This window comes from Pseudomonas fluorescens NCIMB 11764 (assembly GCF_000293885.2).
GTDB classification, from domain to species: Bacteria; Pseudomonadota; Gammaproteobacteria; order Pseudomonadales; family Pseudomonadaceae; genus Aquipseudomonas; species Aquipseudomonas fluorescens_B.
The window spans coordinates 6,565,929-6,581,006 of the sequence record NZ_CP010945.1 but is presented as its reverse complement, the minus strand read 5'-3'; the positions used below and the strand labels follow the sequence as shown (position 1 = coordinate 6,581,006).

11 protein-coding genes and 2 pseudogenes are annotated in these 15,078 nt (G+C 60.4%); 2 read left to right on the top strand and 11 right to left on the bottom strand.

Annotated elements, in window-relative coordinates:
- Positions 1 to 6: 6 nt before the first annotated feature.
- From gcvH to arcD (B723_RS29905), 7 genes are all read right to left on the bottom strand, one after another.
- Entirely contained in the window at positions 7 to 390 is a 384-nt protein-coding gene (gene gcvH, locus B723_RS29935; protein ID WP_007949423.1) for a glycine cleavage system protein GcvH, read from the bottom strand.
- Positions 391 to 830: 440 nt separating this feature from the next.
- Positions 831 to 2,339 (bottom strand): sigma-54-dependent transcriptional regulator, encoded by a 1,509-nt coding sequence (locus B723_RS29930; RefSeq protein WP_017340455.1) that lies wholly within the window; start codon positions 2,337 to 2,339, stop codon positions 831 to 833.
- 242 nt (positions 2,340 to 2,581) lie between these two features.
- On the bottom strand, positions 2,582 to 2,944 hold the full coding sequence (locus tag B723_RS29925) for a DUF5064 family protein (RefSeq protein ID WP_017340454.1): 363 nt from the start codon (positions 2,942 to 2,944) through the stop codon (positions 2,582 to 2,584).
- A 12-nt stretch (positions 2,945 to 2,956) separates the two neighbouring features.
- Positions 2,957 to 3,886 (bottom strand): carbamate kinase, encoded by a 930-nt coding sequence (arcC, locus tag B723_RS29920; protein ID WP_017340453.1) that lies wholly within the window; start codon positions 3,884 to 3,886, stop codon positions 2,957 to 2,959.
- Between the two features lie 179 nt (positions 3,887 to 4,065).
- Positions 4,066 to 5,076: an ornithine carbamoyltransferase gene (locus tag B723_RS29915; protein WP_017340452.1), complete on the bottom strand. Its 1,011-nt coding sequence runs from the start codon at positions 5,074 to 5,076 to the stop codon at positions 4,066 to 4,068.
- A 68-nt stretch (positions 5,077 to 5,144) separates the two neighbouring features.
- Positions 5,145 to 6,401, bottom strand: a complete 1,257-nt coding sequence (gene arcA, locus B723_RS29910; RefSeq protein WP_017340451.1) for an arginine deiminase — start codon at positions 6,399 to 6,401, stop codon at positions 5,145 to 5,147.
- 24 nt (positions 6,402 to 6,425) lie between these two features.
- Positions 6,426 to 7,853, bottom strand: coding sequence for an arginine-ornithine antiporter (gene arcD / locus B723_RS29905; RefSeq protein WP_017340450.1), 1,428 nt, complete (start codon positions 7,851 to 7,853; stop codon positions 6,426 to 6,428).
- A 538-nt stretch (positions 7,854 to 8,391) separates the two neighbouring features.
- Here arcD (B723_RS29905) and arcD (B723_RS29900) point away from each other — a divergent pair.
- On the top strand, positions 8,392 to 9,819 hold the full coding sequence (gene arcD / locus B723_RS29900; RefSeq protein ID WP_017340449.1) for an arginine-ornithine antiporter: 1,428 nt from the start codon (positions 8,392 to 8,394) through the stop codon (positions 9,817 to 9,819).
- Complete coding sequence (locus B723_RS29895; RefSeq protein ID WP_017340448.1) at positions 9,816 to 10,679, top strand: DNA-3-methyladenine glycosylase family protein; 864 nt, start codon at positions 9,816 to 9,818, stop codon at positions 10,677 to 10,679. The genes arcD (B723_RS29900) and B723_RS29895 overlap by 4 nt, the downstream gene beginning before the upstream one ends.
- A 168-nt stretch (positions 10,680 to 10,847) precedes the next feature.
- Here B723_RS29895 and B723_RS29890 read toward each other — a convergent pair whose 3' ends face one another.
- The 4 genes and pseudogenes from B723_RS29890 to B723_RS29880 all read right to left on the bottom strand — a co-directional run bounded on the left by B723_RS29890 (position 10,848) and on the right by B723_RS29880 (position 15,048).
- Positions 10,848 to 12,179 (bottom strand): CoA transferase, encoded by a 1,332-nt coding sequence (locus tag B723_RS29890; RefSeq protein ID WP_017340447.1) that lies wholly within the window; start codon positions 12,177 to 12,179, stop codon positions 10,848 to 10,850.
- A 135-nt stretch (positions 12,180 to 12,314) separates the two neighbouring features.
- Positions 12,315 to 12,842 (bottom strand): annotated as a pseudogene (locus B723_RS34255) (methyl-accepting chemotaxis protein); the annotation flags it as partial.
- Between the two features lie 378 nt (positions 12,843 to 13,220).
- Positions 13,221 to 14,180, bottom strand: a pseudogene (locus B723_RS34250) (chemotaxis protein); the annotation flags it as partial.
- A gap of 472 nt (positions 14,181 to 14,652) precedes the next feature.
- Positions 14,653 to 15,048 (bottom strand): YbaN family protein, encoded by a 396-nt coding sequence (locus tag B723_RS29880; RefSeq protein ID WP_017340445.1) that lies wholly within the window; start codon positions 15,046 to 15,048, stop codon positions 14,653 to 14,655.
- Between the last annotated feature and the right edge of the window lie 30 nt (positions 15,049 to 15,078).

Sequence of the window (15,078 nt, the reverse complement as noted above, 5' to 3'; positions counted from 1 at the left end):
CGCTCCTCAGGCTTCGGCGTTGGCTTTGATCAGACGGTCGTAGGCGTCCTGATCCAGCAGTTTGGCAACTGCCGAGGCGTCGGTTGGCTGGAAGCGGAAGAACCAGCCTTCGCCCAGCGGATCTTCGTTGACCAGTTCAGGGCTGCTGTCCAGCGCCGGGTTCACTTCCAACACTTCACCGTCCAGTGGCATGTACACGCCGCTGGCGGCTTTTACCGATTCCACGGTGGCGGCTTCTGCGCCTTTGTCGTAGGACTGCAGCTCAGGCAGTTGTACGAAAACCACGTCGCCCAGGGCATTCTGCGCGAAAGCGGTGATGCCGACGGTGACAGTGCCGTCAGCTTCGGTGCGCAGCCATTCGTGATCTTCAGTAAAACGCAACTCGCTCATGGAAACTCCTAGGGGGCCAGACTCGTCTGGTGGACGCGATTGAATGCTTGGGCAAAAGCCCTTCTTTATACGTGGCTACTAAGCAAGATCGCGGCCAATGTTAATAAATCCTTATAAATCAGTGCCTTGAGTATTTTTGAGGTGCGAGCGAATGGAATGACTGTAGCGAAATCGCTACAGCCGGAAGCGAAGAAAAAAGCGTAATGGGATCAAAGCCTTGTACAGCGCTGATTAGAAAGAGCTGTATCGATATCGTTCCGCTGTAGCGCTTTCAGTACAGGTGGAGGTCGTATTTGGAGAGGGATTTCCTGTGACAACAGAAAAGCTGTGGGAGCCAGCCTGTTGGCGATGAGGCCATGCCAGTCGACACCTTTTTGCCTGTTACACCGCAATCGCCAGCAGGCTGGCTCCCACAGGGGGGCTGCGGTGTTTTGGGGACTTCAGGGTTTGTTTGGAATGCCGTACTTGCGCAACCGATGAGCAATCGCGGTGTGGGAAGTTTGCAGGCGGCTGGCCAGTTGCCGGGTCGAGGGGTAGCTGACGTAGAGCTTTTCGAGCAGGGTCTTTTCGAACTCTTCCATTGCCTGCTCCAGGCTGTCGACTTCGCTGTCGCTCTGGCGCGCCACGGAGGTGCCGGCAATGTCGAGGTCGCCGATGTCCACCAGGCTGCTCTCACAAATCGCGGCAGCGCGGAAGATCACGTTCTGCAATTGCCGCACGTTGCCTGGCCAGCGGTTACCCAGCAGTGCAGGATAAGTCCCCGGCGCCAGACGACACACCGGTCGCTGGATTTGCGCACAGGCCTGCTGCATGAAATAACGGGCCAGCAGCAGGATGTCCTGGCCACGCTCGCGCAGCGGCGGGACTTCGACATTCAGGACGTTGAGGCGATAGAACAAGTCTTCGCGGAACGTGCCTTCGCTGACCATTTTTTCCAGGTCACGGTGCGTGGCGCTGAGGATCCGCACGTTGACCTTCACCTCACGATCGCCGCCCACGCGGCGGAAGCTGCCGTCGTTCAAAAACCGCAGCAGTTTCGCCTGCAGGTACGGTGACATTTCGCCGATTTCATCGAGAAATACCGTGCCCTGGTTCGCCAGTTCCATCAGTCCCGGTTTACCGCCCCGTTGCGCACCGGTAAAAGCGCCGGGGGCGTAGCCGAACAGTTCGCTTTCGGCGAGGTTCTCCGGCAATGCCGCGCAGTTCAGCGCCAGGAAGGGTGAACTGTGCCGCGCACTGATGGCGTGACAGGCGCGGGCGACGAGTTCTTTGCCGGTGCCGGTTTCGCCCTGGATCAACAGCGGCGCATCAAGGGCTGCCACGCGTTGGGCGCGGGCCTTGAGGGTGCGAATGGCCGGGGATTCGCCCAGCAGCGCGTCAAACCCTTCGGCATGGTCGTGGTGCAGCGCCGAGAGGCGTTCGCCGATGCGGTTCGGTTGATACAGCGTCAGCAACGCGCCGGCATCGGTGATCGGTGTCGCGTCCAGCAGCAGGGTCTGGCCGTTGACGGTGATCTCGCGCAGCGGCAGGCGAAAGCCTTGTTCCAGCAGGGTGTCGAGCAGGGCGGGATCGGCAAACAGATCGGCGATGCTTTCACCGGCCGGTTCGCGACCATACAACGCGATCAGCGCCGGGTTGGCCAGCAACACTTTGCCGTCACTGTCCAGGGCCAGCACCGGGTCGGTCATGGCGGCGAGCAGCGCATCGAGCTGCAAGTGCCGCCGTTGCCCCGGAAGGATGTCGACCACCGTCATCGCTTGCACGCCACGCACGCTGAGCAACGCATCGCGCAGCTCTTCGAGGACTTCCGGGCTCAGGGTCGGGGCATCGATGTAAACATTGGGCGGGACCATTTCCACCGCATCCAGATTGAGATTGCGCCCACCGAGCAGGGCCAGGACTTCCTGGGTAATGCCGACGCGGTCGATGAAGCTGACGTGGATACGCATGGGGCGGTTTTCAATCTGGCAAGCGGAGGGGGCAAGTATGCCTTGGGGCGGGTCTCAGGTGAAATGCACGTGTTCAACCTGCAGGAGCGAGGCTTGCCCGCGAAGAGGCCATCAAGACGGCTAAAAGCTTCGCGGGCAAGCCTCGCTCCTACAGGTCGTGGGGTCGCAGTCTTTCAGTCGGCATCCATAGCGAATGAAAGTCCGTCATCGCGAGCAGGCCCGCTCCCACAAGGGGACGCAGGCTACTCAAAGTTTTTGAGGTCTACCGGGTCGCCGGATTTCATATCCAGCTTCTTCCGAATGTCTTCAAACACCTGGTCGTAATTTTTGTGAGCCGAGCCGATTTGGCTGTGGGTCCTTGGAATACCGTACTTCTCGGCGATATTCGTTATGTTGTTGGCGAAGTTGTAGGCCTCAACCTTGGGAAGAAAGAAGGTTTCGCTCATATCCTTTCCCAGAATGCTGCCATGCATGGTGAACTGGATGCCTTTTTCCCCTTTGTCGTTATTGCTGACCTCATAGTCGAAGTGCAGGTTGTAGCTGACATCATCCGAGGTCAGCGCGTGGCGCTCGATGTGCAAGTGACCGGGGGCGAACGTTGCCATTGACGTTTCTCCTTATAAATAAGTAATGCCAGGTGTCGCCGTACTGATGCGCGTGCCGGCCGTGCCCTGGACGATCGCTTCGATGTCCGAGAGTGAACCGATCACCGCGGTTTTTCCAGTATGGCGGGCGAACTCGCAGGCGGCCTGCACCTTCGGTCCCATGGAGCCGGCGGCGAAGCCGAGTTTTTCCATTTCGTCGGGGTGGGCCTGGGCGATGGCTTTCTGGGTCGGTTTGCCGAAGTCGATGCAGGCGGCGTTGACGTCGGTGGCGATCACCAGCAGATCGCTTTCCAGCTGTTCGGCCAGCAGCGCCGAGCACAGATCTTTGTCGATCACTGCTTCCACACCTTGCAGTTTGCCGCTGGCGCCGTACATCGTCGGGATGCCGCCACCGCCCGCGCAGATCACGATGCTGCCTTTTTCCAGCAACCATTTGATCGGGCGGATTTCGAAGATGCGTTTCGGTCTCGGGCTGGCCACCACACGACGGTATTTGTCGCCGTCCGGGGCAATCGCCCAACCTTTTTCGGCGGCGAGTTTTTCCGCTTCGGCCTTGGCGTAGACCGGGCCGATGGGTTTGGTCGGGTTCTGGAAGGCCGGGTCATTGGCGTCGACTTCGACCTGGGTCAGGAGGGTGGCGAAGGGCACTTCGAAGTCCAGCAGGTTGCCCAGTTCCTGTTCGATGATGTAGCCGATCATGCCTTCGGTTTCGGCACCGAGCACGTCCAGCGGGTACGGCGAAACCGAGGTGTAGGCCGCCGCTTGCAGCGACAGCAGGCCGACTTGCGGGCCATTGCCGTGGGCGATGACCAGTTCATTGCCGGCATGAATCTTGGCGATCTGTTCGGTGGCGACGCGGATGTTGGCGCGCTGATTGTCCGCGGTCATGGGTTCACCACGGCGGAGCAGGGCGTTACCGCCCAGGGCAACGACGATACGCATAATGCAGTCCTTCTAAATAAGGTGACTCGGTCTCCCTGGTGAAACCCGATCAGTGTGGGAGTGAGCGTGCTCGCGATGACTATTTAACACTCAACAGAGACGTTGACTGTTACTCCACTTTCGCGAGCAGGCTCGCTCCCTCAGGGGCTTTGTTCCAGCCGGGAGAGCCGGGTGGGCCGTTAGATATCCGCCAACGCCGACACCAGAATCGCCTTGATGGTGTGCATGCGGTTTTCCGCTTGCTCGAAGGCGATGTTGGCCGGCGATTCGAAGACTTCTTCAGTCACCTCCACGCCGTTGGCCAGGTGCGGATAGCGTGCGGCGATGTCCTTGCCGACCTTGGTTTCGCTGTTGTGGAACGCCGGCAGGCAGTGCATGAATTTCACCCGCGGGTTGCCGGAGGCTTTCATCATCGCGGCGTTGACCTGGTACGGCAGCAGTTGCTCGATACGCTCGTCCCACGCCTCAACCGGCTCACCCATCGACACCCAGATGTCGGTGTGGATGAAGTCCACGCCCTTGACCGCTGCTTTCGGGTCTTCGGTGATGGTGATGCGCGCGCCGCTTTCTTCGGCGAAGGCTTTGCACTGGGCGATGAAATCAGCGTGTGGCCAGAGCGCTTTCGGCGCGGCGATGCGCACGTCCATGCCCAGTTTGGCGCCGATCATCAACAGCGAATTGCCCATGTTGTAGCGAGCGTCGCCGAGGTAGGCGTAGCTGATGTCATGCAGCGGTTTGTCGCTGTGTTCGCGCATGGTCAGGGTGTCGGCGATCATCTGCGTCGGGTGGAATTCAGCGGTCAGGCCGTTGAACACCGGCACGCCGGCGAACTTGGCCAGCTCCTCGACGATTTCCTGTTCGAAGCCACGGTACTCGATGGCATCGAACATCCGCCCGAGCACGCGAGCGGTGTCTTTCATGCTTTCCTTGTGGCCGATCTGCGACGACACCGGGTCGATGTAGGTGACGTGGGCGCCCTGGTCATGGGCCGCCACTTCGAAGGCGCAACGGGTGCGGGTCGAGGTTTTTTCGAAGATCAGCGCGATGTTCTTGCCTTGCAGGTGCGGACGCTCGGTGCCGGTGTACTTGGCGCGTTTGAGGTCGCGGGACAGGTCCAGCAGGTAGTTGAGCTCGCGAGTGGTGTGGTGCATCAGCGAGAGCAGGCTGCGGTTGCGCATATTGAAAGCCATTTTGGATCTCCTTGGGTTTCGGTTATCCGCCTGCTTCACGCTTTATGGGCGCGAAGCAGGGATAAGCATTAATAGTCGATAGGGTCGCGAATGATCGGGCAGGTCATGCAGTGGCCACCGCCACGGCCGCGTCCCAGTTCGCCGGCGCTGATGGTGATGACTTCCACACCGGCCTTGCGCAGCAGGGTGTTGGTGTAGGTGTTGCGGTCATAACCGATCACCACGCCGGGCTCCACGGCCACCACGTTGTTGCCGTCGTCCCATTGCTCGCGTTCGGCGGCGAAGCTGTTGCCGCCGGTTTCCACCACGCGCAGCGCTTTGAGGTTGAGGGCCTTGGCGACGGTGTCGAGGAAGTTGGTTTCTTCGCGGCGGATGTCGACGCCGCCCGGCTTGCTTTCGTCAGGGCGCAGGGTGAAGGCGACGATCTGGTTCACCACTTCCGGGAAGATCGTGACGAGGTCGCGGTCGCAGAAACTGAACACCGTGTCCAGGTGCATTGCTGCGCGGGACTTCGGCAGGCCGGCGACGATGACTTTCTCCACGGCTTTGTTCTTGAACAGGTTCACCGCCAATTGGCCGATGGCCTGACGGGACGACCGCTCGCCCATGCCGATCAACACCACACCGTTGCCGATTGGCATCACGTCGCCGCCTTCCAGGGTGGCGCTGCCGTGATCCTGGTCCGGGTCGCCATACCAGATTTCAAAATCGGCGTTGGTGAACTGCGGGTGGAATTTGTAGATGGCGGTGGCCAGCAGGGTTTCCTGGCGGCGCGCCGGCCAGTACATCGGGTTCAACGTCACGCCACCGTAGATCCAGCAGGTGGTGTCGCGGGTGAACTGAGTGTTGGGCAACGGCGGCAGAATGAAGCTTGAGTGGCCCAGAAAATCGCGGAACATCTGGATGGTCTTGCCGCCGAAGCTGTCCGGCAAGTCATCGGCGGAGACGCCGCCGATCAGGAACTCGGCGATATGGCGGGGCTCCAGGCTGCGCAGCCACGAACCCACTTCGTTGATCAGGCCGAGGCCGACCGAGTTGGCGGTGACCTTGCGTTCCAGAATCCAGTCGAGGGCTTCGGGGATGGCGACGATGTCGGTCAGCAGGTTGTGCATTTCCAGCACATCGACGTTGCGTTCACGCATTTTGGTGACGAAGTCGAAATGGTCGCGCTTGGCCTGGGCCACCCACAGCACATCATCGAACAGCAGTTCGTCGCAGTTGTTCGGGGTCAGCCGCTGATGGGCCAGGCCGGGGGAGCAAACCATGACTTTACGCAGTTTGCCGGCTTCGGAATGGACGCCGTACTTAACTTTTTCGGTGGTCATTACCGTGATCCTCCAGATAACAAATTACAGGGTCAGGAAGCCGTCATACAGGCCGTAGGCCGCCACCAGGGCGCCGACGATCACTGCGGCGAAAATCAGCTTCTCGACGTTGGTGAAAACCGGTTTGTTGAGTTCCATCTTGGCCTTGGCGAACAGGATCGCGCCGGGGGCATAGAGCAGGGCGGAGAGCAGCAGGTATTTGACGCCGCCGGCATAGATCAGCCAGACCGCGTAAATCAACGCGACGGCACCGATGATCAGGTCTTTGCGGCGTTCGGCCGCGGCGTTTTCATAGCTCTCGCCACGCACCGCCAGCAGCAGCGCGTATGCCGCCGACCACAAGTACGGCACCAGGATCATTGAGGTGGCGAGGTAGATCAGTGACAGGTAAGTGCTGGCCGAAAACAGGGTGATGACCAGAAACAGTTGCACCATCGCGTTGGTCAGCCACAAGGCATTGACCGGCACTTGCTTGGCATTTTCCTTGCGCAGGAACGCTGGCATGGTGTGGTCCTTGGCGGCGGCGAACATGATTTCGGCGCACAACAGCACCCACGACAGCAGTGCTCCCAGTAACGAGATGACCAGGCCGACGCTGATCAGCACCGCGCCCCACGGACCGACCACATGTTCCAGCACGGCTGCCATTGACGGGTTCTGCAGCTTGGCCAGTTCCGGTTGGGTCATGATGCCCAGCGACAGCACGTTCACCAGCACCAGGAACAGCAGCACGGTGATGAAACCGATCACGGTGGCTTTACCGACGTCGCTGCGTTTTTCCGCGCGGGCCGAGAAAATGCTCGCGCCTTCGATGCCGATGAACACCCACACGGTGACCAGCATCATGTTGCGCACCTGGTTCATCACGCTGCCCAGGTCCGGGTTTTTCAGGCCCCAGATGTCGGCCGTGAAGATGTCCAGTTTGAATGCGAAAACTGCGATCAACACAAACAGCAGCAGCGGCACGACCTTGGCGACGGTGGTCACCAGGTTGATGAACGCTGCTTCCTTGATCCCGCGCAGCACCAGGAAATGCACGGCCCAGAGCAGCACCGAAGCGCCGATCACCGCAGCAACTGTGTTGCCTTCGCCGAAGATCGGAAAAAAGTAACCGAGGGTGCTGAACAGCAGAACGAAGTAACCGACGTTTCCCAGCCAGGCGCTGATCCAGTAACCCCACGCGGACGAGAAGCCCATGTAGTCGCCGAAACCGGCCTTGGCGTAGGCGTAGACACCGCCGTCCAGATCAGGCTTTCGATTGGCCAGCGTCTGGAACACGAAGGCCAGCGTCAACATGCCGACGGCGGTGATGGCCCAACCGATCAGCACGGCGCCGACGTCGGCACTGGCGGCCATGTTCTGCGGCAAAGAGAAGATCCCGCCACCAATCATTGAGCCGACAACCAACGCAACCAGTGCACCGAGTTTCAGTTTTCCGGGGGATTCAGACATTGCATGACTCCAATGCAGGAGAAAAGAGACGACAGATTAATTCCGTTAGCCATTCGATCATCTGACATAGATCAGTGCATGCTCACATTCCATTGTTAATGAAAGACTTATGAATCTTTCCCGGGCATAAAGGTATCGCCGGAAAAGCCCATTCCAGAGGCCTCGGATAAGTCAGGCGGGAATAACGGGTATTGCTTGGAGTTTTTACGCTAGTTGGTTTTACGGTTTCCGCAAATTTTTGGACGGTTGTTGCAGTGTCGAATTGATTTATTAGGATCTACAGACAAGACTGCTATTGCCGGCTATGGGCATAGAAGTATCGGCTATAAATAAAAGACGTGAGCTGCCATTAATTAACTAACGTTATTACCGTTTACCTATTTAGTTAAAGTTATCCACTTGTAGCGAGGGAGCTTGCTTCCGCTGGACTGCGAAGCAGTTCCTTTTGTTGAGGTCGTTCCGCAACCCGGCGGGACGGTGCGGCGTTCCGACAAGCACCCCGCCACAGGTTCAGTGCAAGAAAAAGGGAGACGCTGGGATGTCGCAACCGACGCAAAAACTTCCTCTGAGTGCGCTGATCGCGCTGGTGGTGGGATCGATGATTGGCGGCGGGATTTTTTCCTTGCCACAGAACATGGCCGCCCGAGCAGACGCCGGGGCGATCTTGATCGGTTGGGCGATCACCGCCGTGGGCATGCTGACGCTGGCCTTCGTGTTCCAGACGCTGGCCAATCGCAAGCCCGAGCTGGATTCCGGGGTGTATGCCTACGCCAAGGCGGGGTTCGGTGACTACATGGGGTTCTCGTCCGCCTGGGGTTACTGGATCAGCGCCTGGCTGGGCAACGTCGGCTACTTTGTGTTGCTGTTCAGCACCCTCGGTTATTTCTTTCCGGTGTTTGGCCAGGGCAACACGCCCGTTGCCATTGGCTGCGCGTCGGTGCTGCTGTGGGCTGTGCACTTTCTGGTGATGCGCGGGATCAAGGAAGCGACGTTCATCAATCAGCTGACCACCGTGGCCAAGATCGTGCCGCTGATCATGTTCATCGTGATCGCCGCCGTGGCGTTCAAGGCCGACATCTTCACCCGTGACGTCTGGGGCCGCAGCAACCCGAATTTTGGCGGCATCATGGATCAGGTGCGCAACATGATGCTGGTCACCGTGTTCGTGTTTATCGGCATCGAAGGCGCGAGCGTCTATTCAGCGCGGGCGGAGAAACGTTCGGATGTCGGGCGGGCGACGGTCATCGGTTTTCTTGGCGTGCTGGCGCTGTTGGTGCTGGTGAATGTGTTGTCGCTGGGGATCATGAGTCAGCCGGAACTGGCCAACCTGCAGAACCCGTCGCTGGCGGCCGTGCTGGAGCATGTCGTAGGGCCTTGGGGCGCTTTGTTGATCAGCATTGGCCTGGCGATTTCGCTGCTGGGTGCACTGCTGTCCTGGGCGCTGCTCTGCGCCGAGATCCTGTTCGCCACGGCGAAAGACAACACCATGCCGGCCTTCCTGAAAAAGGAAAACGCCAATCATGTGCCGGTCAACGCGCTGTGGCTGACCAACGTGATGATCCAGATTTTCCTGCTGATCACGCTGTTTTCCGCCGGTACCTACACCAGCCTGATCTACCTCGCGTCGTCGATGATCCTGGTGCCGTATCTGTGGTCGGCGGCGTATGCGGTGCTGTTGAGCGGGCGGGGGGAAACCTACGAACACGCTTCGGCGGAGCGCACCAAAGACTTGCTGATTGGCGGCATCGCGCTGAGTTATGCGGTGTGGCTGTTGTACGCCGGCGGGGTGAAGTATTTGCTGCTGTCAGCGTTGCTGTACGCACCGGGGGTGATCTTGTTCGCCAAGGCCAAACATGAGCAGGGTGAACCGCTGTTTACGCCAATCGAGACAGGTATTTTTACCGCTGTCATCAGTGGCGCCGGGCTGGCGGCGTATGGGTTGTACAGCGGCTTGTTGTCGCTGTGAGGTTGTTGCTGGCGTATCGGCCGCCCTATGACTGGCCGGCGATGCTGGGTTTTCTGTCGGCGCGGGCCGTGGTCGGGATGGAAGCGATTGTCGATGGCGTGTACTCGCGCAGCATCGGGTTGAACGGTGTTCACGGTACGTTTTCGATCACGCCGGTGGCGGGCGATGCGTTGCAAGTGACGCTGGATTTTCCTGACGCGGCGGCGGTGCCGGAGATCGTTGCACGGTTGCGGCGAATGTTTGATCTGGATGCGGACCTGCCGACGATCCATCGCCCTTTGAAGACAGATCCGTTGATGGCGCGGTTGATTGCCGAACGGCCGGGGTTGCGGGTGCCGGGGGCGTGGGACGGCCTGGAACTGGCGATTCGTGCGGTGCTGGGTCAGCAGATTACGGTGAGCGCGGCGATCCGGTTGGCGGGGAAACTGGTTGCACAGTATGGACAGCCCTTGGCGTCTGTTTTGCCCGGCGTCACGTCTGTGTTTCCTGAAGCGACCGTTTTGGCAGTGGCGGATCTGGCGACGCTGGGCATGCCGAAAACTCGTGGCCGGACGTTGTCGGGTGTGGCTCAGGCGTTGCTCGATGATCCGCTGTTGTTTGAGCCGGGGCGTGAGGGCGGCGTGGCACGGTTGCTGGCGTTGAACGGGATTGGCGACTGGACGGCGCAGTACATTGCGTTGCGGCAGTTGCGGGAGATGGATGCATTTCCATCGGGGGATGTGGGGTTGATCAAGGCGCTGGTTGCGCTTGAAGGTGAGCGGGTGACGGCTAGGGAGTTGTCGGCGCGGGCTCAGGACTGGCGACCTTTTCGAGGGTATGCGGCGCAGCTTCTTTGGATATCGCTGAGCCGGATGGATTGAGTTGTTTGTTCCGGCCTCATCGCCAGCAGGCTGGCTCCCACAGGTTTTGTGATCGACATAAATCAACTGTCTTGATTGTGATGATTTGGTTTGGCTGGCTCCCACAGGTTTTGTGAATGATGCAGATTCACTGTGGGAGCCAGCCTGCTGGCGATGGGGCCAGAACGGTCACCACCACTGCGCGCGATGGGAACCCAGTTCAGCTGCTGGAAGGGCCCACTGCAACGGTGTTCCGGTGATTTTTAGCGGCACATGCAGCCGATGTGCTGGCCCCCAGGGCGTTTGCTCAACCAACAGGCCTTGATCCTTGTCGTCCTCAGCACGCAGCGTTTCATCCGTTCCTGCACCGTTTTCAATCAACAACTTCGCCGTGCGCGCCAACGACAATCTGGCTGACCCAGCACGTCCCAATAAAGTAATCGCCGCCGCCGCCATCAAGTACCCGGTCGCATGATCCAGCGCTTGCACCGGCAAGGGCATCGGCTTGTCCGCGTTCTTCCACCGCATCCCCGCCTCGGCGATCCCGCTGCTCATCTGCACCAGGCTGTCGAAGCCGCGACGGTTCTGCCACGGACCGCTCCAGCCGTAGGCGTTGAGGCACACATCAACCAGGCCGGGCGCCAGTTTTTGCCGCTCGGCGACACCGTAACCCAACCTTTCCAGTGCGTCGGCGCGGTAGCCGTGGAGCAAAATGTCGGCGTCCTTGAGCAGGCTGTCGAACACGGCTCGATCGTCAGGGTTGTGCAGGTCCAGCCTTGCGCAGCGCTTGCCCAGCGTGACTTCCGGCACCACGCCCGGTTCGTTCCAGGTCGGCGGGTCGATGCGCAAGACATCGGCGCCGAGGCCCGCGAGAAAACGACTGGCAATGGGCCCCGCGAGCACGCGCGTAAGGTCCAGCACTTTGATCCCGGCCAGCGGTTGCGCCACCGAGCCTTTCCAGGATTTCGGTGGTTGCGGGTTACCGGCGCTGAACTGAATCAACGGCTCGGCGTTTACGGCCAAGCCCTGGGGGTGCGCTTGCCATTGCGCCCAGGTACGCATTTCAGCGGCGCAGCCACCGGCGTCGACCACGGCCTGTTCCAGATCGGTTTTCGACCATTGCGCAACCTTGCTCGCCGCGTCTGCGCGGTCGGCACACGCGCCGAGCACGCTTTCGGCGGCGGCGCGATGATGAGGTGCGTTGGTGTGCAGGCGGATCCAGCCATCCTTGGTCGCATAGTCGCCGGCAACCGGGTCCCACAGTGGTGGAACGCTCCAGCCGACGGGGCGGATCGACGTTGCGAACCAGAAGGAGGCCAGGCGCCGGTCGACTTCAAGGTTGGGCAAGCGACCGGTCTGCTGCTGCAGTAATGCGCTGGCAGCCTGGCCGGCGGCGGCGATGCTGGCGCAGGCGAGGTCGGTGACGGCGAACGCCGAGGGCAGGGCGCCACTCGAGGTGAACGGAATCGGGGTGCGGGGCAAGCCGAGTGCGGCTTGAATGGACGTGAGTAAACCAGTCATCGAAGGCCCTCCGGAACGAGAGCCCGATCATAGATCAAAAAAATGCCCGGCCGGATGAAATCCCCAAGTGTCGACCGAACATCTGAACCCGTGGGAGCTGGCTTGCCTGCTCCCACCGTATTGTGTGCGGGTTCTCTACACCCGGAACTGATCCATCAATTTCATCTGGTGGTTGGTCAGGGCGTTGAGCTGGCTGCTGATCTGCGCCGATTCGGTGGCCTGGCCGGTGAGGGTTTCAGTGACGGTGCGGATCGCCGAGACGTTGCGGTTGACCTCTTCGGCCACGGCGCTTTGCTGTTCGGCGGCGCTGGCGATTTGCAGGTTCATGTCGCTGATCACGGTGACCGCGTCGCTGATTTTGCTCAAGGCTTGCACGGCTTGCTGGATCTGCCCGGCGTTGCTGTGGGCCTGGGTCTGGCTCGAATGCATGGTGGCGACCACGCCGCGGGTGCCCGATTGGATGCGTTCGATGACGAGGCGGATTTCTTCCACCGAATCCTGGGTGCGTTTGGCGAGGTTGCGCACTTCGTCGGCCACCACCGCAAAGCCGCGACCGCTTTCCCCGGCACGGGCCGCTTCGATGGCGGCGTTCAGCGCCAGCAAGTTGGTCTGTTCGGCGATGCTGCGGATGACTTCGAGTACCGAACCGATCTGCTCGCTGTTGACCGCCAAGGCTTCGACTTCGGTGACCGCCTTGCTGACTTCGTCGGCGAGTTGATTGATATCGCGAGTGCTGCGTTCGATGATCGACATGCCATCGCGGGCTGATTGATCCGCACCTTTGGCCGCGTTTGCCGCGCTCGAGGCGCTGTTGGCGACATCGTGGGCGGTGGCGCTCATTTCGTTGGAGGCCGTGGCCACCTGGTCGATTTCGCGGAACTGCACCTGCATGCCTTCGCTGGTCTGGCGGGCGATTTCAGAAGACTGGTCGGCGGTGCCACGGGCGTCGGTGATGCTCTGTTTGATCTGGGCGATGGTCGGTTGCAGCTTGTCGAGGAAACGGTTGAACCAGCTGACCAGTTCCCCCAGTTCATCTTTCTTGCTGTAGTGCAGACGCTGCGTCAGGTCGCCGTCGCCACTGGCAATTGCCTTGAGCATCTCGGCCACGCTGTTGATCGGCCGGGTCACGCCCGATGCGGTGAGCCAGATCAGCAACAGACCGACGAGGCCGGCGCCGACGGCCACCAGCACCGCTTTGATCGTGCCGCTTTGCTGGGCGTCATCGAGGACCGCTTGCAGCTTCACCGAATCGGCCAGCAGCACTTGTTTCGGCAGGTCGATCACCACGCCCCAGGCTCTGGAGTCACTGATCGGGCTGACCGGGTACACCGCACGAATCAAATCACCTTGTTCGAGAATTTTCGGTGCGCCACCGCTGAGCAATTGCAGGACATCCTTGCCCTCTGCACCCAGGGTGTCGCCGATACTTTTGCCGACCTTGCTCGCGTCGATGCTGTAACCGGCGAGCACGCCGCTGCCGGAGACAATCAGCATGTGCCCGGCGTTGTTGAACAGGTCACGCTGGGAATCGACAGCCGCGGCCTGCAGCGCGTCGAGGGCGATGTCCACACCGACCACGCCGATGGATTTGCCGTCCACCAGCAGCGGGACGGAAATGGTGGTCATCAGCATTTCCTTGCCGCCGACGGTGTCGGCGTACGGGTCCAGCAGGCAGGTACGCTTGCTGTCGCGAGGGCAGGTGTACCAGCTGTTGTAAGGCGTGCCGCTGAGGCTCAAGGTGGTTTTGGTCATGTCGTCTTCGACCATGATCGTGTTGAGCGCGGCACCGCCGGCGCGGCTCCAGTAACTGGCGAAACGACCGGCTTCGTTGGACTGGCGAGCGGCGTCATTGGCGAACTCGCTGTCCTTGCCGTCCAGGCCGTTGGGCTCGAACGCCAGCCAGATCCCCAGCACTTTGCTATTGCGCTCGAACGCGGTTTTCAGGCTCTGGTTCAACTCTTCACGCAGGGCACCGGCTTCAAGCGAACGCTTGGCCGCCATGTTGCGCATGTCCTTGATCTGGTCCGCCAGGGCGGTCACCACCAGCAGGCTTTCGCCGAACGTTTTCTGCACCCGCACCGCCTGCTCGGCGGCCTTGGCCTGAAGCAGGTCCTGCACGCTGTCGGTGAGCATTTTGCTGCTGGAGGTGCTGACCAGTTCGTCGTTCTGGTTGGTCTCGTAGAAGTTCATGCTGACGATCAGGGCGATCACGCCCAGGAGGCAGAGTCCGGAGAGCAGAACGATTTTCAGGCGGATGGACAGAGAGTCGAACATAGGACGAGCTCGCAAATGAATGAGGTGGTGACTGTGAGTCGAGGTCGACCCGGTTCGCCAAATCCATTCAGCGCCATTCATTGCAATCGGCGAGGGGCGGGGATGCATGATGGTGGCTCCGACGAACGGTCATGGTTTAACGTTTGCGCGGAAAAATGTGCCGAAAAGCGGCGTAAAACGGAGGAAAATCGCGGTGTTGTCAGGAGGGTGACGGCATTGATTCCGGGCGTGACCAGATCCACAGATTGCCCAGGCTCATGCCGGCGATGGCGAGGTAAACCGGCCAGCCGTGATCGAGCATGAGCCACATCACAGCGGCGCACAGCAGCATGCTGAGGGTGGCGCTGACCTTGGCGCGACGTGCGACGATCTTGCCGTTGCGCCAGTTGCAGAGGATAGGACCGAACAATCGGTGGTGTTCCAGCCAGGCGCTCAGGCGCGGCGAACTCCTGGTCGCGGCCCAGGCGGCCAGCAGGATGAACTCGGTGGTGGGCAGGCCGGGGACGACGATGGCGACCAGGCCGATACCCAGACTGATGTAAGCCAGTAGACCGAAGAGAAGGCGGGCGAGTTTGTTGGGAACGGGTAGAGGCATGGGCTCGGGCGAACGCGTGTCAGGCTTGAT

Excerpts from the sequence above, each read along its gene's own strand:
- gcvH (WP_007949423.1), bottom strand. The coding sequence starts at position 390 with ATGAGCGAGTTGCGTTTTACTGAAGATCACGAATGGCTGCGCACCGAA.
- B723_RS29930 (WP_017340455.1), bottom strand. The coding sequence starts at position 2,339 with ATGCGTATCCACGTCAGCTTCATCGACCGCGTCGGCATTACCCAGGAA.
- B723_RS29925 (WP_017340454.1), bottom strand. The coding sequence starts at position 2,944 with ATGGCAACGTTCGCCCCCGGTCACTTGCACATCGAGCGCCACGCGCTG.
- arcC (WP_017340453.1), bottom strand. The coding sequence starts at position 3,886 with ATGCGTATCGTCGTTGCCCTGGGCGGTAACGCCCTGCTCCGCCGTGGT.
- B723_RS29915 (WP_017340452.1), bottom strand. The coding sequence starts at position 5,076 with ATGGCTTTCAATATGCGCAACCGCAGCCTGCTCTCGCTGATGCACCAC.
- arcA (WP_017340451.1), bottom strand. The coding sequence starts at position 6,401 with ATGACCACCGAAAAAGTTAAGTACGGCGTCCATTCCGAAGCCGGCAAA.
- arcD (WP_017340450.1), bottom strand. The coding sequence starts at position 7,853 with ATGTCTGAATCCCCCGGAAAACTGAAACTCGGTGCACTGGTTGCGTTG.
- arcD (WP_017340449.1), top strand. The coding sequence starts at position 8,392 with ATGTCGCAACCGACGCAAAAACTTCCTCTGAGTGCGCTGATCGCGCTG.
- B723_RS29890 (WP_017340447.1), bottom strand. The coding sequence starts at position 12,179 with ATGACTGGTTTACTCACGTCCATTCAAGCCGCACTCGGCTTGCCCCGC.
- B723_RS29880 (WP_017340445.1), bottom strand. The coding sequence starts at position 15,048 with ATGCCTCTACCCGTTCCCAACAAACTCGCCCGCCTTCTCTTCGGTCTA.